The organism is Alishewanella sp. HH-ZS, from assembly GCF_001704375.1.
In the GTDB taxonomy this organism is placed as follows: Bacteria; Pseudomonadota; Gammaproteobacteria; order Enterobacterales; family Alteromonadaceae; genus Alishewanella; species Alishewanella aestuarii.
Genome location: NZ_LZEJ01000016.1, coordinates 62,151 through 78,432 on the forward strand (window position 1 = coordinate 62,151; position 16,282 = coordinate 78,432).

General features: G+C 51.4%; 22 protein-coding genes. 10 read left to right on the forward strand and 12 right to left on the reverse strand.

What is annotated here, in order from left to right:
* Positions 1–6 precede the first annotated feature (6 nt).
* The 4 genes from frr to rpsB all read right to left on the reverse strand — a co-directional run bounded on the left by frr (position 7) and on the right by rpsB (position 3,248).
* Positions 7–564 (reverse strand): ribosome recycling factor, encoded by a 558-nt coding sequence (gene frr / locus A9165_RS08250; protein ID WP_008607400.1) that lies wholly within the window; start codon positions 562–564, stop codon positions 7–9.
* Between the two features lie 59 nt (positions 565–623).
* Positions 624–1,364, reverse strand: a complete 741-nt coding sequence (gene pyrH, locus A9165_RS08255) for a UMP kinase (protein WP_008607399.1) — start codon at positions 1,362–1,364, stop codon at positions 624–626.
* A gap of 177 nt (positions 1,365–1,541) precedes the next feature.
* Positions 1,542–2,414: a translation elongation factor Ts gene (tsf, locus tag A9165_RS08265; RefSeq protein WP_008607397.1), complete on the reverse strand. Its 873-nt coding sequence runs from the start codon at positions 2,412–2,414 to the stop codon at positions 1,542–1,544.
* A 105-nt stretch (positions 2,415–2,519) separates the two neighbouring features.
* On the reverse strand, positions 2,520–3,248 hold the full coding sequence (gene rpsB, locus A9165_RS08270; protein WP_008607395.1) for a 30S ribosomal protein S2: 729 nt from the start codon (positions 3,246–3,248) through the stop codon (positions 2,520–2,522).
* A 338-nt stretch (positions 3,249–3,586) separates the two neighbouring features.
* Here rpsB and map point away from each other — a divergent pair, with 338 nt between their 5' ends.
* From map to A9165_RS08290, 4 genes are read left to right on the forward strand one after another with little or no spacing between them, the layout of a single operon-like run.
* Positions 3,587–4,375, forward strand: coding sequence for a type I methionyl aminopeptidase (gene map / locus A9165_RS08275; RefSeq protein WP_065955549.1), 789 nt, complete (start codon positions 3,587–3,589; stop codon positions 4,373–4,375).
* Positions 4,376–4,405: 30 nt separating this feature from the next.
* Positions 4,406–7,030, forward strand: coding sequence for a [protein-PII] uridylyltransferase (glnD, locus tag A9165_RS08280; protein ID WP_065955550.1), 2,625 nt, complete (start codon positions 4,406–4,408; stop codon positions 7,028–7,030).
* A 7-nt stretch (positions 7,031–7,037) separates the two neighbouring features.
* Entirely contained in the window at positions 7,038–7,865 is an 828-nt protein-coding gene (gene dapD, locus A9165_RS08285) for a 2,3,4,5-tetrahydropyridine-2,6-dicarboxylate N-succinyltransferase (RefSeq protein ID WP_008984268.1), read from the forward strand.
* Between the two features lie 5 nt (positions 7,866–7,870).
* Positions 7,871–8,080: a hypothetical protein gene (locus A9165_RS08290; RefSeq protein WP_008607391.1), complete on the forward strand. Its 210-nt coding sequence runs from the start codon at positions 7,871–7,873 to the stop codon at positions 8,078–8,080.
* Positions 8,081–8,139: 59 nt separating this feature from the next.
* Here the strand turns inward: A9165_RS08290 and A9165_RS08295 are convergent, their stop codons facing one another.
* Positions 8,140–8,850 carry a hypothetical protein gene (locus A9165_RS08295; RefSeq protein ID WP_065955551.1) on the reverse strand — a complete coding sequence of 237 codons (711 nt, stop codon included), beginning with the start codon at positions 8,848–8,850 and terminating at the stop codon, positions 8,140–8,142.
* Between the two features lie 137 nt (positions 8,851–8,987).
* Here A9165_RS08295 and cysZ point away from each other — a divergent pair, with 137 nt between their 5' ends.
* On the forward strand, positions 8,988–9,746 hold the full coding sequence (gene cysZ / locus A9165_RS08300) for a sulfate transporter CysZ (protein ID WP_065955552.1): 759 nt from the start codon (positions 8,988–8,990) through the stop codon (positions 9,744–9,746).
* Between the two features lie 21 nt (positions 9,747–9,767).
* Here cysZ and A9165_RS08305 read toward each other — a convergent pair whose 3' ends face one another.
* The 3 genes from A9165_RS08305 to A9165_RS08315 are packed head-to-tail and all read right to left on the reverse strand — an operon-like array spanning position 9,768 to position 11,317.
* Positions 9,768–10,208 (reverse strand): flavodoxin domain-containing protein, encoded by a 441-nt coding sequence (locus A9165_RS08305; protein WP_008607389.1) that lies wholly within the window; start codon positions 10,206–10,208, stop codon positions 9,768–9,770.
* 6 nt (positions 10,209–10,214) lie between these two features.
* The gene (gene truC / locus A9165_RS08310) at positions 10,215–11,015 is read right to left on the reverse strand and encodes a tRNA pseudouridine(65) synthase TruC (protein ID WP_065955553.1); all 801 of its coding nucleotides are present in this window, start codon (positions 11,013–11,015) and stop codon (positions 10,215–10,217) included.
* Entirely contained in the window at positions 10,997–11,317 is a 321-nt protein-coding gene (locus tag A9165_RS08315; protein WP_065955554.1) for a YqcC family protein, read from the reverse strand. Before A9165_RS08315 ends, truC begins: the two co-directional genes overlap by 19 nt.
* Positions 11,318–11,448: 131 nt before the next feature.
* On the opposite strand from A9165_RS08315, the gene A9165_RS08320 reads away from it, so the two are divergent.
* Complete coding sequence (locus tag A9165_RS08320) at positions 11,449–11,751, forward strand: DUF3301 domain-containing protein (RefSeq protein ID WP_008607383.1); 303 nt, start codon at positions 11,449–11,451, stop codon at positions 11,749–11,751.
* Between the two features lie 14 nt (positions 11,752–11,765).
* Here A9165_RS08320 and A9165_RS08325 read toward each other — a convergent pair whose 3' ends face one another.
* Positions 11,766–12,110, reverse strand: a complete 345-nt coding sequence (locus A9165_RS08325) for a DUF962 domain-containing protein (RefSeq protein WP_008951385.1) — start codon at positions 12,108–12,110, stop codon at positions 11,766–11,768.
* A 10-nt stretch (positions 12,111–12,120) separates the two neighbouring features.
* The gene (locus A9165_RS08330) at positions 12,121–12,765 is read right to left on the reverse strand and encodes a GNAT family N-acetyltransferase (protein ID WP_065955555.1); all 645 of its coding nucleotides are present in this window, start codon (positions 12,763–12,765) and stop codon (positions 12,121–12,123) included.
* Between the two features lie 124 nt (positions 12,766–12,889).
* Between A9165_RS08330 and A9165_RS08335 the strand changes: the two genes are divergently transcribed.
* Entirely contained in the window at positions 12,890–13,117 is a 228-nt protein-coding gene (locus tag A9165_RS08335) for a DUF2789 domain-containing protein (RefSeq protein WP_008607378.1), read from the forward strand.
* Between the two features lie 41 nt (positions 13,118–13,158).
* On the opposite strand, the gene A9165_RS08340 is transcribed toward A9165_RS08335, so the two are convergent.
* Positions 13,159–13,533, reverse strand: coding sequence for a DUF3192 domain-containing protein (locus tag A9165_RS08340; protein ID WP_008607377.1), 375 nt, complete (start codon positions 13,531–13,533; stop codon positions 13,159–13,161).
* A gap of 164 nt (positions 13,534–13,697) precedes the next feature.
* Between A9165_RS08340 and A9165_RS08345 the strand changes: the two genes are divergently transcribed.
* The gene (locus A9165_RS08345; RefSeq protein ID WP_255365675.1) at positions 13,698–14,006 is read left to right on the forward strand and encodes a hypothetical protein; all 309 of its coding nucleotides are present in this window, start codon (positions 13,698–13,700) and stop codon (positions 14,004–14,006) included.
* Positions 13,993–14,775 (forward strand): DUF2310 family Zn-ribbon-containing protein, encoded by a 783-nt coding sequence (locus A9165_RS08350; protein ID WP_065955557.1) that lies wholly within the window; start codon positions 13,993–13,995, stop codon positions 14,773–14,775. The genes A9165_RS08345 and A9165_RS08350 overlap by 14 nt, the downstream gene beginning before the upstream one ends.
* On the opposite strand, the gene syd is transcribed toward A9165_RS08350, so the two are convergent.
* Positions 14,754–15,311 (reverse strand): SecY-interacting protein, encoded by a 558-nt coding sequence (syd, locus tag A9165_RS08355; protein WP_065955558.1) that lies wholly within the window; start codon positions 15,309–15,311, stop codon positions 14,754–14,756. The genes A9165_RS08350 and syd overlap by 22 nt on opposite strands.
* A gap of 88 nt (positions 15,312–15,399) precedes the next feature.
* On the opposite strand from syd, the gene queF reads away from it, so the two are divergent.
* Positions 15,400–16,239: an NADPH-dependent 7-cyano-7-deazaguanine reductase QueF gene (gene queF / locus A9165_RS08360; protein ID WP_065955559.1), complete on the forward strand. Its 840-nt coding sequence runs from the start codon at positions 15,400–15,402 to the stop codon at positions 16,237–16,239.
* Positions 16,240–16,282 lie beyond the last annotated feature (43 nt).

The following is a 16,282-nucleotide window of genomic DNA, read 5'->3' on the forward strand; positions in this document are numbered from 1 at the left end:
CTACAATCAGACTTCCATCAGCTCCCGCTCTTTTTCCGCTAACACTTCATCGATTTTCTTTACAAAGATATCGGTCAGCTTTTGAATTTCATCTGCAGCTTTACGCTCATCATCTTCACTGATTTCTTTATCTTTCAGTAAGGCTTTAAAGTCAGCATTGGCATCACGACGAATATTACGCACAGCAACCCGGCCGCCTTCCGCTTCGCCACGTACCAGCTTGACCAGATCTTTACGACGCTCCTCGGTCAGCGGTGGTAATGGCACCCGGATCACAGTACCGGCTGACATCGGATTTAATCCCAGATTCGAGGCCATAATGGCTTTTTCTACCGCCTGGGTCAGGCTTTTATCAAATACGGTGATCGCCAGCGTACGAGAGTCTTCAATCGACACGTTAGCAACCTGGCGTAACGGGGTGTCGGCACCGTAGTACGACACTTGAATACCGTCCAGCAAGCTGGGGTGGGCCCGGCCAGTGCGAACCTTAGTAAGTTGGCTTTTCAGCGCTTCTACGCTTTTATCCATCCGGACTTTTGCATCAGCAATAATGTCGTTAATCACGATCGTTATCCTTTTATTGATCCAGCTGTGGCGCCAACGGCGCCATTAGGCCGGCTAGTTTACTGTAAATTTTCCTGATGGTCGATGGTTGTGCCTTCGGCCTCACCCATAATCACCCGCTTCAGCGCGCCAGGTTTGTTCATATTAAAGACGCGGATTTGCAGATTATGGTCACGAGCCAGAGTAAAGGCCGCCAGATCCATGACCTTCAGTTCTTTATCCAATACCTCGTTATAGGTCAGTTGGCTGTATAGCGTCGCGGCAGGATCCTTTACCGGATCCGCAGAATAAACGCCGTCCACCTTGGTGGCTTTTAAAACTGCATCGGCTTCAATCTCGATACCGCGTAAACAGGCAGCTGAATCCGTAGTAAAGAACGGGTTACCGGTACCGGCGGAGAAAATGACTACCCGGCCCGATTTTAATAAACTGATGGCCTCAGCCCAGCTATAGGCATCACAGACGCCGTTTAATGGGATGGCGCTCATCATCCGCGCGTTGACATACGCCCGGTGCAGGGCATCACGCATCGCCAGGCCGTTCATTACGGTAGCCAACATGCCCATATGGTCGCCGACAACACGGTTCATACCGGCTTTGGCTAAACCTTCGCCACGAAAGATATTACCGCCACCAATGACGATACCGACCTGCACGCCCAGTTCGACTAATTCTTTGATTTCCTGAGCCATCCGATCCAACACCTTAGGATCGATACCAAAGCCCTCATCCCCCATCAGGGCCTCGCCACTGAGTTTTAACAGGATGCGCCGATACATTGGTTTTGGATTGATACTCATGGTTACCCCTAGTGCTGTTGGTGTTGTTATGCAGTTATACCCTTTTTCCTTGCAAAGGCGGGGGTGTTGGCTACCCGGATCTGCAAGGCTTTTGGGTGTATGCGAGCCGGGCAAAAAAAAACCGCGACTTAGGTCGCGGTTATTTTAGCGTTTTTACGCCATTTGCTAAAGCGCAAATTACTTCTTAGCAGCAGCGATCTGAGCCGCAACTTCAGCTGCGAAGTCTTCTTCTTTCTTCTCAATACCTTCGCCTACTTCCAGACGAATGAAAGAAATGGCTTTCGCGCCGTTTTGCTTCAGGAATTCGCCAGTGGTGATTGACGGATCTTTCACGAATGGCTGGCCAGTTAAGCTCACTTCGCCAGTGAACTTGGTCATCCGGCCGGCAACCATTTTCTCAGCGATTTCTTGTGGCTTGCCTGAGTTAACTGCGATTTCAACCTGGATTTGACGCTCACGCTCTACCACTTCGGCAGATACGTCTTCCGGGTTAACATAACCTGGGTTATTCGCTGCAACGTGCATTGCTACGTCTTTAGCGATATCTTCGTTACCACCTTCCAGCACAGCTAATACACCAATGCGGCCAGAGTGGATATACTGGCCAATCACCGCGCCTTCAACTTTGGCAATGCGACGTACGTTGATGTTTTCACCGATTTTGGCTACCAGAGTAGCACGGGTATCTTCCACAGAAGTACCGTTCAGATCAGCGGCTAACAGCGCTTCAACGTTGTCGATGTTCTGAGCCTGGGCCAGATCAGCAACGCTATTGGCAAAGGCCAGGAAGCTGGTGTCACGGGCTACGAAGTCAGTTTCGCAGTTAAATTCAATCGCCAGACCAACACCGTTAGCAACGCGGGTTAATACCACGCCTTCAGCAGCGATACGGCCGGCTTTCTTGGCAGCCTTGGCTAAGCCGCTTTTACGCATAGCGTCGATTGCCGCTTCGATATCACCTGCGGTTTCTTCCAGCGCTTTTTTACAATCCATCATGCCAGCGCCAGTGCGCTCGCGTAATTCTTTTACTAATGCGGCAGTTACAGCCATGGGAGCTTCCTCGTAATTTAGTTCAGACAAACAGGGGCGAGACGCCCCTGTTGCAAAGTGATCCTGAATCTCAGCCGAGCTTACACCCGGCTGATGACAGAATAATTATTCTGCTTCAACGAAGGCTTCGGCTTCAGCCTGGACTTCGATGGTTTTGTCACGACCTTCCTGGATCGCCTGGCCAACAGCGCCCAGATATAACTGGATAGCGCGGATAGCGTCGTCGTTACCAGGGATTACGTAGTCAACACCTTTAGGATCTGAGTTAGTATCTACAATAGCTACTACCGGAATACCCAGGTTGTTGGCTTCTTTGATCGCGATATGCTCGTGGTCAGCGTCGATAACGAACAGTACGTCCGGTAAGCCGCCCATCTCTTTGATACCGCCTAAGCTCTTTTCCAGCTTGTCCATCTCACGGGTACGGTCTAAAGCTTCTTTCTTGGTCAGCTTGTCGAAAGTACCGTCCTGGCTTTGTGCTTCCAGGTCTTTTAAACGCTTGATTGACTGACGAACAGTTTTCCAGTTAGTCAGCATACCACCTAACCAGCGGTGGTTTACGTAGAACTGGTCAACTTTAACTGCGGCTTCTTTGATCGCTTCTGAGGCAGCGCGCTTGGTACCTACGAACAGGATCTTGCCCTTTTTCGCTGATACTTGCTGAATGAAAGCCAGGGCGTCATTCATCATTGGAACAGTTTGTTCCAGGTTGATGATATGTACACGGTTACGGGCGCCGAAAATGAATGGCTTCATTTTTGGGTTCCAGTAACGGGTTTGGTGACCGAAGTGTACGCCCGCCTGGAGCATGTCGCGCATTGAAACTTTTGCCATGATAATTTTCCTGTTTAGGGGTTAGGCCTCCATGCATCCCATATGCCGACCCGGTTTTCACCAGGCACCCCGGAATACGTGTCGATGCATGTGTGTTGTTTAATTAAGTGTTTTGCAGTTTGCTAACGTCAAAAACGACTCACTTATAACCAGAAATTCTGTAAAGCTACAGCACTCCGGCGCTAAGTTAGGGTACAATGCCATTTGCGAAATTGCGGCGCGCTTTATACCATAATGCCGTATTAAATACAATCTGATGGGCAAATAAACAGCAGTTTAGCGCCAATGGATTTCAAGATGCACGGCGATATCCGCGCGATAAGTTAGAGAGAACAAGCATGACAGCACCGATTAAAACTCCGGCCGAAATAGAAAAAATGCGCATTGCAGGTCGTTTGGCCGCCGAAGTGCTGGAAATGATCGAACCCCATGTTAAAGCCGGTGTCACTACCGACGAGCTGAATACTATCTGCCATGACTATATTGTTAATGTGCAGCAGGCTGTACCGGCACCATTAAACTACCACGGTTTTCCAAAATCCATCTGTACTTCGGTAAACCATGTGATCTGTCACGGTATCCCTGGCGACAAGGTGCTAAAAGACGGCGATATTATCAATATCGATATTACCGTGATTAAAGATGGCTATCACGGTGACACCTCGAAGATGTTTGTGGTGGGCAAACCGAGCATTCTGGCTGAGCGCTTGATCCGTATCACCCAGGAGGCGATGTACCTTGGGATTAAGAAAGTCAAAGACGGTGCCCGCCTCGGTGATATTGGTTATGTGATCCAACAACATGCCGAAAAACATAGCTACTCGGTGGTGCGTGAATACTGTGGTCATGGTATCGGCGCCGTGTTCCATGAAGAGCCGCAGGTACTGCATTACGGTAAACCGGGAACCGGTGAGGTGCTAAAGAGTGGCATGTGTTTAACCATTGAGCCGATGATTAATGCCGGTGCCCGTCATAGCAAACTGTTAAAAGATGGCTGGACAGTCGTTACCAAGGATCGCAGTTTATCCGCCCAGTTTGAACATACCATTCTGGTCACCGATACCGGTTGCGAAATTTTAACGCTGCGCAGCGATGACACCATCGACCGGATTGTTACCGCAGAGTAACCTAACACAACACAGCATAAGGAGTTCCTCTTGAGTCAGGTCTTAAGTTTTAACCGCCCCCTGCCCGAGCGGTACTCCCTGGATGCCTATAAAAAGCACTTCGCAGAATTTCAGGAATTTCAGGCCCGCGCCTTTCACAGCCAGCCAATTAATGCACTGGTCAAAGCCCGCGCCCGCTTCGTCGATGAGGTACTGCTGCAGCTGTGGCAATACTGCGATCTGGCAAAAGATAAAAGTATCAGCCTGCTAGCCGTTGGCGGTTATGGCCGTGGCGAACTACATCCCTATTCCGATATCGATTTATTACTGCTGGTCGAAAAAAGGCCCGGCAGCGCGCAGCACGAAGCCATCGGCCGCTTTATTACACTGCTGTGGGATCTGCGGCTGGAAGTCGGCCACAGTGTCCGCACGCTAAAAGAAACTCTGAGTCTGGGCAAAGAAGACATTACCATTGCCACCAATTTGCTGGAAATGCGGCTGCTCACTGGCAATAAGCAACTGTTTAACGAGTTGCACGAAGCTGCGATGAGTGAGAGTTTCTGGACCAGTCAGGCGTTTTTTCAGGCGAAACGGCATGAACAGCAACAGCGCCATGCCCAGTATCATGGCACTGCCTATAACCTGGAACCGAATCTGAAAGCCAACCCGGGCGGACTGCGTGATATCCAGACCATCGGTTGGGTCGCCAAAAAACACTTTAATACCCGTACCATGCGCGAACTGGTGGCCTATCAGTACCTGACGGAAGATGAATATCAGGAACTGATGGAGTGTGAGGCTTATCTGTGGCAAATGCGTTTTGCGCTGCATTTGGAAGCTGGCCGTAACGAAAACCGGATCCTGTTCGATTATCAGCCAGCTGCCGCCGAACGGCTGGGTTTTGGTGCCGATGGTAAGGCCTCGGTCGAGCGGATGATGAAGCGGTTTTTCCGCACCGTACAGCGGGTCAGCGAACTGAACGAAATGCTGTTACAACACTTTGAAGGCAGCATTCTGAATTCGCAGCAAAAAGTTAAAGTCAGCCAACTGGACGATTACTTTGAATTACATGGCCATCTGATTAAAGCCAGTGATAATGCGGTCTTTGCCAAGCGTGATAATTTACTGCGGCTATTCTGGCATATTGCCAATAACTCCAATATTACCGGCGTGCACTCGACGACGATCCGACTGATTCGCCAGGTGCGGCGGCGTTTGATGGGTGACCTGCAGGATTATGAAGCCTGTCGCCAGTTGTTTCTGGCACTACTGCGCCACCCGCGCGGCATGGACAAAGCCATTACCCTGATGCACCGCTACGGCATTCTGGCCGCTTATCTGCCACAGTGGCGTAATATCGAAGGCCAGATGCAGTTCGACTTGTTTCATGCCTACACCGTGGATGAGCATACGCACCGGCTGTTAAAAAACCTGTATAAGTACAGCTTGCCAGAGCATGACAGCGAATTTCCGCTTTGCTCCGATATTGTCAAAAAAATGGAGAAACCGGAGCTGCTGTACCTGGCCGGGATCTTCCACGATATTGCCAAAGGCCGCGGCGGCGATCACTCCGAACTGGGCGCCATGGATGTGCGCGAATTTGCCAAGCTGCATAAACTCAGTGACTTTGACAGCAAGCTGATTGCCTGGTTAGTCGAAAACCATCTGTTAATGTCGGTGACGGCACAGCGCCGCGATATTCATGACCCGCAAGTGGTCGCCGAATTTGCCGAAAAGGTGCGCGATGAAACCCGGCTCAATTATCTGTATTGCCTGACGCTGGCCGATATCCGCGCCACCAACGATAATTTGTGGAACGACTGGAAAGGCTCACTGTTACGTGAGTTGTTTTTAGCAACCCAAAAAGCCTTTCGCCGCGGTTTGGAAAAACCGATGGATCTGCGCGATCTGATCCGTGAAAACCAGGCCGAAGCCCTGCCACTGCTGATAAAACAAAGCTTTATCGAAAGTGAGATCCTACAGTTGTGGAGCCGGATCAAAGCCGATTATTTTGCCCGTTACAGCCCAAAGCAAATTGTCTGGCATACCGAACATATTCTGCGGCACAAAGATCCCAATGAACCTCTGGTGCTGGTTAGCAAGGCGCCGATTAAAGGCGGCACCCAGGTCTTTGTTTATACCCGCGACCAGGCTGGCCTGTTTGCGCGGATGGTGGCAGCCTTAGACAGTAAAAAGGTTAATATTTACGACGCCCAGATTATGACCAATAAAGATGGCTTTGCCATGGATACCTTTGTCATTCTGGAGCAAAACGGTGAAGCGGTGACCTCGCCCAGTCGCCAGCAAAGTATCAAGAAGGCGCTGGAGCAGTTTATTGCTGGCAAACCGGATTTATCACGGCAAAAGCCGCGGCTATCTCGCCAGATGCGCCAGTTTAGTGTGCCACCCAAGGTGGTGTTTTTACCTGGTAATACCAAACACCGGACCATGCTGGAAATCGCCGCGCTGGATACGCCAGGCCTGCTTTGCGATCTTGGCCAGGTATTCCAGCAATGCGGGGTCAATATCCATGCTGCAAAAATTACTACTATCGGCGAGCGTGCCGAAGACTTTTTCTTAATATCCAACGCAGCAGATGATGCATTAACCGCCGAGCAGCAAAGCGAGTTAAAACGCAGCCTGATTGCACAACTCTCACAGCAAACAGAAGGTTAAGTAACGAATGTCTGATTTAAAAAGCCTTATTGAAACCGCATTTGAACAACGCGCCGACATTACGCCGAAAACAGTCAGCGCCGAAGTCAAACAGGCGGTGGAGCAGGTGCTAAGCATGCTGGACAACGGCAGCGCCCGTGTCGCCGAGAAAATTGCCGGCGAGTGGGTGGTCCATCAATGGCTGAAAAAGGCAGTGTTACTGTCATTCCGGATCAATGATAACGAAGTAATGGACGGTGCTGAAAACCGTTTCTTCGACAAAGTACCGATGAAATATGCCGGCTACACCGATGCGCAGTTCCGCGCTGATGGCGTAAGAATTGTACCGCCAGCCGCAGTGCGTCGCGGCAGCTATATCGGTAAAAATGTGGTGGTGATGCCTTCATACGTCAATATTGGCGCCTATGTCGGCGAAGGTTCCATGGTGGATACCTGGGCCACCGTCGGTAGCTGTGCACAAATTGGTAAAAATGTGCACCTCTCAGGTGGGGTTGGTATCGGTGGCGTATTAGAGCCACTGCAGGCGAATCCAACCATTATCGAAGATAACTGCTTTATCGGTGCCCGCTCTGAAGTGGTGGAAGGCGTGATTGTGGAAGAAGGCGCGGTGCTGTCAATGGGTGTCTATATCAGCCAGAGCACGCGGATTTACGATCGCGAGACCGGCGAAATCAGCTATGGCCGGGTACCCGCCGGCGCCGTAGTGGTACCAGGTACTATTCCGGCTAAAGATGGCAGCCACAGCCTGTATGCTGCCATTATTGTGAAAAAAGTCGATGCCCAAACCCGCGCCAAAGTCGGCATTAATGCCCTGCTACGTAGTATTGAAGAGTAATTAAGATGGCAAATTGGTTAGCAGTACTTTGCCCGGCGCTGTGGTTTACACTGCAGCTGCTGTTATTACTGGCGGCGCTGATTTGCGCTGTATTAATCGTCTTTCCATCAAGCAGCGAAGATCCTGAAAAGCGCTTTGAGCAGCGGCTGGAATATGTGATCTTTACCATCGGTATGACGGTGCTGTGGTTGTTAGTGACCTTTGCCCCGCGCTAAGGCAACCACTAAAACCTGTATACTGTTACCTGGGCCGGCATTAATGCCGGCCTTGTTATTTATTTTGCTGCTTTAGGCACTGAAATACTGGGGATCGCATCGGAATAGCTAAATACCAGCCGTAGGCGGCCGTCAGACTCTCCTGCCTGATAACTGCTAAAGATCGCCCGCACGCGCTGCGTTTTAATCGCGGCCCGAAAGATATCCTCCAGCTGTTGCTCGCTCTCTCCGCTCAATTCCAAAAAGCAGAAACCGCCACCACAGTTAAAATGTTGCAGTTCGTCACGATATTGGCTGGCAGCCAGCTGCTGATACAGCGCCTGTTCGATCTCATCTTTTAACGTAAAATCCAGCTGATGGTCTGGCACCAGCGCACTTACATAGTGCTGCCAATCCGGCTGCTGCATTAACTGCTCTGCCAACTGATAGGGGATAGCCCCGCTTTGCTGGGCCTGATTAATAAAATAGCTAACTTGATCAGCTGCTGAAACGGGTGCGGTATCAGCTTTGTTCTGTGCGGCAATGTCTTTTGTCAGACTATCTTCTGGCTCGGGTTGTGCCAGCATAGTTTGACTCAACGTCACCGCCGTAAATAAACCACTATTGGCACTGTTGGCTCCTGTCGGCGTGACTGCTGCAACAACTTTAGCAGGCGCGGCCCCGGCTGGCGGTTCCGGCCGTACCAGCAAGTCAGGTTCAGTACCACCGTACCACCACAGACCGGCTCCCAGTAGTAAGGTAATTGTAATAAACACTATTTTGCGAGACATCCTTTATCCTCAAAGCTTGTTATTCAACTACCCTATCTGCTTTAGCTTAAAGCGGCAACACCTTGTTACCTTTTGCTTAAGTGACTGGCGGGACAGCCGCGCTATACTGGCAGCAAAGCAACTGATCGGGATCCAACATGGGCTATTTTCTAAAAGGCGTACTTTTATTAAAGCAAAAAGGCTTAAAGCGTTTTGTGCTGATCCCACTGTTAATTAATATCGTGCTGTTTAGCGTCGCCTTTTATTGGCTGTGGCAATTGTTGCGGCAACTGATTACGGCGGTGCAAAGTGCGCTGCCGGCCTGGCTACACTGGCTGGAATATTTGCTGATCCCGCTGGGTATCATGTCACTGCTACTAAGTTTTGCCTATAGCTTTACCATGCTGGCCAATTTTATCGCCGCGCCCTTTAATGGCCTGCTGAGTGAAAAAACCGAAGCCCTGCTTACCGGCAAGCCACTGCACAACAACTGGCAACAATTTCTGCAACAGGCGGGCCGCACACTGAGCCGGGAATGGCAAAAGCTTTGCTATGTGCTGCCACGGCTGGTGATCCTGTTTATCCTGTGCTGGTTTATTCCGGTGGTTGGTACCCTAGTGTGGTTTTTCTGCAGTGCCTGGTTTTATAGCCTGCAGTATCTGGATTATCCCTACGATAACCATCAGGTGGCCTTTATTGAGCTGCGTAAAAATATGCGCCAGCAACCCCTACTGAGCCTGTCTTTTGGCAGCGCGGTTGCGCTCAGTAGTATGGTGCCGGTACTGAATTTGCTGGTGATGCCGGCAGCGGTCTGTGGCGCCACCGCGCTCTGGTGTGAGCGCTTAAGCGAGCTACACGACCCGGCCTTACAGGCACCGGGCGCGCGCAGCTATCGTAAGCTGGACAAGTACTGCTAAAAAAGACGTCTAAAAGTACGGTTAGAAATTAGCGGCTAACCAGGGTAAGGCGACATCTTCCGCCTGCAGGGTTTCGCCGGCGTCGATTTCCAGCATCTCGGCTTTCGGGCTGCCTTGCAGTTCGGTCAACAGCTCAAACCACTGGCGGCCAGCAGCACAGAAGGTATCACCATAGCTGCTGTCACCCAGACCAATTACCGCAAACTGCTTGCCGGTTAATAATGGAAAACGATCGCGGCAGTCGGCATAAAATGGAAACAGATTATCCGGAATATCGCCCTGACCGGTGGTCGAAGTAATCACTAACCAGCAATCGGCCGCAAAGGTCTGCACGGCATCCAGCTCTGCGGGCTGAAACCACCTGGCCTGATAGCCTTTTTTTGACAATAATTCCACGGCCTGCTCGGCCACATACTCGGCGCCACCGTACACACTACCGACCATAATGGCGATTTTTTGCATGCTACCCTACTCCAAAAATTGCTGAAAAACCTGTTGATAATACGCGATGTTATCCGGCCAGCCAAATTGCCGGCACAAGGCAGCCAGCTCCGCCAGACTAGCCTGTAACTGCAGCGTTACGCCGCTGACCGGATGCGGCAGCTGCAACATAACAGCGCAAAGCAGTAAGCGGTCACTATCAAATTGCTGGCGGAAAAACGCGTTGTGTTTGCCATCGCCATGGCTGGTATCGCCGACAATCGGATGGCGCAAATGCGCCAGATGACGGCGCAGCTGATGCTTACGGCCGGTTAACGGCTGCAGCGCCACTAAACTATAGCGGCTGGTAGGATAACGACTCACCGCAAACGGCAGCTCAACCTGCTGCAGCGGTAAATAGCGGGTTACTGCACTTTGCGCCGCTTTATCGCTACGGGCCTTTTTATCGGCAATCGCATCCAGCTGCTCCTTTAACGGATAATCCAGCGTACCGGCCGTTTTCACCACACCCCGAACTATTGCCAGATACCCTTTGCGCCATTGCCCGGCTTCAATTTGTTGACTAAGTAACCGGGCAATCTCCGGCGATAACGCAAATACCAGTACACCTGAGGTGGGACGATCCAGCCGGTGCACCGGATACACATGACACCCCAGCTGATCGCGCAGGCTTTGCAGCACAAAACGGGTTTCATGTTTATCTATAAAAGAGCGGTGTACCAGCATGCCACTGGGCTTATCCACCGCCACCAGGTACTGATCCTGATACAGAATGGTCAGTAGCGGTTCAGCAGCGGCTGGCACCGGACTCAGGCTTGATTCAGACACTGATCAATCTCCCCGATTACGCTGAGTAAAACGCCCAGCTGCTGAGCACGCTCTGCATAAACAAGTTCTGCCAGCGGCAGGATCGCGACCTTAGTGGGTAGTGGCAGCTTGCCATCTAACAACGCATTAAGCCTTGGGATCAGGATAAACTGTAACCACTGCTCTAAAGGCAGTGTATCGCAGCAAAAAGGGGCGGTACTGGCCAGCGCTGAAGGCGCCGGCGGCTGGGCCGACCATAGCGCTGCGGCTCTGAGTTCAGTTTCCAGTTGCTGTAACAATAGCGGGAGTTGTTGCCGGGACATAGCATCCTTTTGCGGTCAGACTGCGGCTAATCAGGGCTGGCAGTTTAGCAAATAACGGCCCGGGTCGCAGCCAAAGCCTTGTAAAAAGCCAGCACCGCCAGCATTATGCTTTACCCCGGACAGAGGTATTCATGACCAGTATTATACTTTTACTTATTGTTATCACTATCGGTTACGGCTTTTGGTTGCAACGTAAACAGGACGAACGCGCCATCCTGTTAGCGCGCCAATTATGCCGTCAGCATCAATTACAGTATCTGGAATGTGGTCGCAGTTGCTATCGCTTTCGCAAAATCGGCCAACGCCAGCGCTTTGTCACCTGCTATCAGGTCGATTTTAGCGCTGACGGCGAAAGCCGGTATCAGGCTGAATTGGTTTTAAGTGGCTTGCATCTGGCAGCCTTTAACCTGCCGCCCCACCGGATCCCATCCTGATCCGGTGCCACACCCTATGCCTGCGCCAGCGCGGCCTTGAGTTTGCGCTCCAGTTGCCCGGTAAGAAAGTCTTTATACATCACCCAATCGGCGGCCAGACTATAAAACGGATACTTAAAGGTAGCCGGCCTGTTATGTTCAAAGCCAAAATGACCCAGCCAGGCAAAGCCATAGCCGATTAGCGGCAGGCTGCAAAGCCAGAGCCACTGCTGGCTTAATATCACCCACGCCAGCACCAGTAACACCAGGCTACTGCCAATATAGTGCAAGGCCCGGCAGATCGGATTAGCATGCTCCCGCAGATAAAATGGGTAAAAATCCTGAAAACGTTGGAATGGTTGCTCTGACAATTTCTGCATCGCCTCCCGCTTAATGTTGTTGCCGTGACCGGAACATCAGACTGCCCTGCACGGTATTAAAGCTCAGTGTCGTGACGTGTTGATAATGATCATCGGCAAAAAACGCCTGATATTTTTGCAAGGTCACGAAAACCCCGATGCCGGCAGACGATGGATCTTCATCTACCAGACTGTCAACCGCCTCCAGTAAGTAATGCCCCAGACCCGCATGCTGATACTTTGGCACCACGGCAATAAAGGCCAGCATATGATAGCGTTTAGCCGGCATCGCGGCATGAATTTTCTCTTCTTTATTTAGCATCTGCCGGGTAGACAGTAGGCCCGCAGTCAGCAACATCTTCAGACGCCAATGCCAAAGCCGGCTACTGCCAATACCGGAGTCAGGGCCAACCACACAGGCGACGCCCAGCAGTTGTTCGCCCTGAAACAAACCAATAATCGGCTGCCCGGCCTGCCAAAAGGTGCTGAGCTCTTCCCGGATCGCCGAGCGCAGCCGTGCCTCATATTCCCGCTCTGCCGCGCGAAAGATTTCCATAAACAGCGGATCATCGTAATAAGACTGGTACAGCACAGAGGCGGCAAGTTTAAGATCTTCACCGCCTAATAGCGCGGCCTTTAATTGACTGGGTTCGATATGACTGACCTGGGCTAACATCGCTCACCTTTTATTGTTGTTTTTTTATTCACAATAGCAGTCGCCTCTGAGCTTGCCAAGCACGATTTCATTAGCACAAACTCAGCTATACTTTTTAAAGCGAAAGCCAAAACGGAGGAGCACCATGGATACCAGTAAACACACTCTGAGCACCCTGTTTGCCCAGCTGGGTTTAGAAAACAGCCCGGAACAGATCCAGGCGTTTGTGCGGCGGCATAAACTTAGCGCCGGGATGGAGCTGGCCGATGCGCCGTTCTGGAACCGCGCTCAGGCCAGCTTTTTACGCGAAGCCTGGCGCGCCGATTCCGATTGGTCAGACGTCATCGATGAGCTTAATACCTTACTGCATTAAGCTAAATCCGCCCGGTGAGAAAGCTCGCCCTAACAGACCACTTACAGATATTGATAAGCCTTATCACCCCAGCCGCTTAAACGGTTATCTTTAAACACCAAAGGCGTACATTCGTCTTTGGTGGTTTTACCATCGCTGTGCCGGTGATGAGTGCGATAAAACAAAACTTGCACCTGCTGGCCATCTTTTTGAAACAGCTCGGTGAAATCCGGCGCCCCCAGCATATTGCGCACCTCTTCACTGCTCACGCCCAAGGCCAGTTGGTTAATGGTTTGCAGATTAAATTGCTGGGTTTTACGCCAGCCACTTTCCGATGAGGTTTCGGTTTTATCACCAATGGCAACCACACAGCCAGATAATGCCAGGGTGGCAGCAGTAACGATAAGTAATTTTTGCACGGCGGCAGCAGAAAACATAAAAAACTCCTGAATTATTGTTGTATTGGCGCTATTAGCACCGACAATGCCAAACCAAGCAAAACTAAGGCCAAAATAAAATAGCGATATAATACATGGCCTTAACGAAACACTGCTATTCAGCATCAGGCTAAAGTGCTAAATTAAACGAAATTTTAGCGAAAATGACGAAACGAATGAGCAAAGCGCTGCAACTGGTGCAAGTCACCGCCAGACAACTGCAACAAGAGGGTAAAACCGTCAATCTGGCATTGTTACGCGGCCGCCTGGCCGGACAGTTGGCAGGGCCGGATTTATTCAGCGCCTATCAGCAGTGGCGTAATAATCCCGGCTTGCCGCCGGCAGACGAAGCACAGGACGGCGAGACAACACCCGTCGTATCAGAAGAGCCGCTAAGCGCCCGTCTGACACGGATAGAACAAAAACTCGACCGGCTATTACAGCTGCTGGAACGCCCTGATGTATCTGGCTGAGCTGCGCTTTACGCTGATTGCCGATACCGAGTTCAGCCTGGCCGAGCAAGCCATTCGCCGCTATCTGGAAGCCTTGATTTTTAATGGTCAGATGCTGGGGCGTGAGTTTCCTACCGCCTTTACCGGCGAAGCATTTTGCAGCCGGCTGGTGTTGCCAACCGCGGATGCGCTAAGCGGTCAGCACGCCAGTGCCCGCGTTAAGACCGCAGAACAGCAATTAGCTGCAGCAGGCCTGGGTTACCCGCAATGCCAACTGCTGGGCCAGGATCTGATGTCACAGCAAACTGTCACAGAACTACCGGCTGAGCTGGTGCTCTTTACCACCTATGCCGATACCTGCTCGCCACTGCGCTGCGCCGATACACTGCAACCTGTGCCTTTGTTTTGGCTTAAAGCTGCAGCGGCCGATTATGAAGCGCTGATCCGCTGGCAGCTGCAGTTTCAGGCGCTGGACGAAATTCAGCTGCAGCAAGATCGGGTGCTGCACAAAACCGCTGAAAACAGTCTGCAGCAATACCAGAGCAAACTTAACCGCCAGGGCCGGAAGTTGGCGGCACAATTGGCCAGACAAAACCAGCGGCCGATTTGGTATGCGCTTTATAGCGGCAGTAGTGCCGATTGCCAGGCTGAAGCCGATAAATGCTGCCCCGGCTGTGGTGGTAACTGGCGTTTAGCCGCGCCGCAAGCCGGAGTCTTCGATTTTCGCTGTGACAACTGTCAGTTGCTGTCGAATATCGCCTGGGAATGTCAGTCAAACAGCGGCGAATAAGCCAGCGGCTTTAGCTCGGCCAGAAAAGCGGCCAAATTGTCGGCTAGCTTTACCTTAACCTCCTGGCCGACACTTTCCTGAAACACTTCGCCACTGCTATTGAGCACCGACAGCATAATATTTTCATCATCGGTTACCGCAAAAAACACCGTCTCCTGCTGGCGTAAACGGCGCTTCATCAAAATATGACCGATAATATTTTCCTGTAAGCGGGCGATATCGGCGGCATGCCAGGGCATTAATAATGCCAGCTTGCCTTTGGTATGCTCCGCTGCCAGATTGGCGCCAAACCAGCTACTGTAAAAGGCTTTAATGTCAGGGTGCAGTTCCAGCTCCAGTGCCAGCTCGACATTACTAAAATCTGCGGCCGGTTGCTGCGGTACCGGTTGCCAGCTTACCTGCTCGTCATTTAGCTGCGACACTTCACAGGGCGACACCTGAGCCGGATCGCGCCAAGTTTGCATGCTAATACCCTGAGCACTGTGCCAGGCCAGACTTTGTTCGATAAATTTTGCGTAAGCTTGTTCGACAGACACCTCTACTCCCGGGGTTGGTTATGCTAAAATCAGCCCATTGTAGCGAAAAACGCCTGATAGCGAAAAACCTAGCGAAAAAGAATCCGAAATGACCAAAAGCCACACCGATGTTCTGGCCGAGCTCAGTCTTGGCAAAATCACTGAGTATGTTGATCAGTACGATGCTGCGCTGTTACAGGCTGTTCCCCGCAGCCTTGGCCGCGAGGCTATCGGTCTGGGTCAGCAACTGCCCTTTGTCGGGCAGGATATCTGGCATGGTTATGAACTGTCGTGGCTTAATAGCAAGGGTAAACCGCAGGTGGCGCTGGCTACCTTTGTGGTGCCGTTCGACTCACCGAATCTGATTGAATCCAAGTCATTTAAGCTGTACCTGAACAGCTTTAATCAAAGCCGCTTTGCCGACGTTGGTCAGGTTTATCAGACGATGCAACGCGATCTGTCGGCCTGTGCCGGTAAAACGGTCAAGGTTAGCTTGCATAATGTCAGTGAGATCATGACGTTCCAGCCCACCTGGATCCCGGGCGTCTGTCTGGACGAGCTGGACATCAGCGTCGATCAGTATCAATATCAGCCGGCGTTGCTGGCACTGGATCCCGCCCGGGGTCAGGTGGAAGAAAAGCTGCACTCGCATCTACTAAAATCGAACTGTTTGATCACCTCGCAGCCAGACTGGGCCAGCGTCTTTATTCATTACCGCGGCACCGCCTTGTCACACGAAGCGCTGCTAAAGTATCTGATTAGCTTTCGCAGCCATAACGAATTTCACGAACAATGTGTCGAGCGCATTTACAACGATATCTGGCAGCTGGCGAAACCAGATTTTCTGGCGGTATATGCCCGCTATACCCGCCGTGGTGGCCTGGATATCAACCCGCTACGCAGCAGTGAGCCTTATAGCCCGCCGAATATCCGCTTAAGCCGGCAATAAATTGTAACCCAAGCTGTCGCAAATCGAGTAGGAGGCGGGATCA

What these genes read in the sequence shown, in the direction of transcription:
- pyrH (WP_008607399.1), bottom strand. Translation starts at nt 1,364, where the DNA reads ATGAGTATCAATCCAAAACCAATGTATCGGCGCATCCTGTTAAAACTC.
- tsf (WP_008607397.1), bottom strand. Translation starts at nt 2,414, where the DNA reads ATGGCTGTAACTGCCGCATTAGTAAAAGAATTACGCGAGCGCACTGGC.
- rpsB (WP_008607395.1), bottom strand. Translation starts at nt 3,248, where the DNA reads ATGGCAAAAGTTTCAATGCGCGACATGCTCCAGGCGGGCGTACACTTC.
- map (WP_065955549.1), top strand. Translation starts at nt 3,587, where the DNA reads ATGACAGCACCGATTAAAACTCCGGCCGAAATAGAAAAAATGCGCATT.
- dapD (WP_008984268.1), top strand. Translation starts at nt 7,038, where the DNA reads ATGTCTGATTTAAAAAGCCTTATTGAAACCGCATTTGAACAACGCGCC.
- A9165_RS08290 (WP_008607391.1), top strand. Translation starts at nt 7,871, where the DNA reads ATGGCAAATTGGTTAGCAGTACTTTGCCCGGCGCTGTGGTTTACACTG.
- A9165_RS08295 (WP_065955551.1), bottom strand. Translation starts at nt 8,850, where the DNA reads ATGTCTCGCAAAATAGTGTTTATTACAATTACCTTACTACTGGGAGCC.
- cysZ (WP_065955552.1), top strand. Translation starts at nt 8,988, where the DNA reads ATGGGCTATTTTCTAAAAGGCGTACTTTTATTAAAGCAAAAAGGCTTA.
- A9165_RS08305 (WP_008607389.1), bottom strand. Translation starts at nt 10,208, where the DNA reads ATGCAAAAAATCGCCATTATGGTCGGTAGTGTGTACGGTGGCGCCGAG.
- A9165_RS08315 (WP_065955554.1), bottom strand. Translation starts at nt 11,317, where the DNA reads ATGTCCCGGCAACAACTCCCGCTATTGTTACAGCAACTGGAAACTGAA.
- A9165_RS08320 (WP_008607383.1), top strand. Translation starts at nt 11,449, where the DNA reads ATGACCAGTATTATACTTTTACTTATTGTTATCACTATCGGTTACGGC.
- A9165_RS08325 (WP_008951385.1), bottom strand. Translation starts at nt 12,110, where the DNA reads ATGCAGAAATTGTCAGAGCAACCATTCCAACGTTTTCAGGATTTTTAC.
- A9165_RS08330 (WP_065955555.1), bottom strand. Translation starts at nt 12,765, where the DNA reads ATGTTAGCCCAGGTCAGTCATATCGAACCCAGTCAATTAAAGGCCGCG.
- A9165_RS08335 (WP_008607378.1), top strand. Translation starts at nt 12,890, where the DNA reads ATGGATACCAGTAAACACACTCTGAGCACCCTGTTTGCCCAGCTGGGT.
- A9165_RS08340 (WP_008607377.1), bottom strand. Translation starts at nt 13,533, where the DNA reads ATGTTTTCTGCTGCCGCCGTGCAAAAATTACTTATCGTTACTGCTGCC.
- A9165_RS08345 (WP_255365675.1), top strand. Translation starts at nt 13,698, where the DNA reads ATGACGAAACGAATGAGCAAAGCGCTGCAACTGGTGCAAGTCACCGCC.
- A9165_RS08350 (WP_065955557.1), top strand. Translation starts at nt 13,993, where the DNA reads ATGTATCTGGCTGAGCTGCGCTTTACGCTGATTGCCGATACCGAGTTC.
- queF (WP_065955559.1), top strand. Translation starts at nt 15,400, where the DNA reads ATGACCAAAAGCCACACCGATGTTCTGGCCGAGCTCAGTCTTGGCAAA.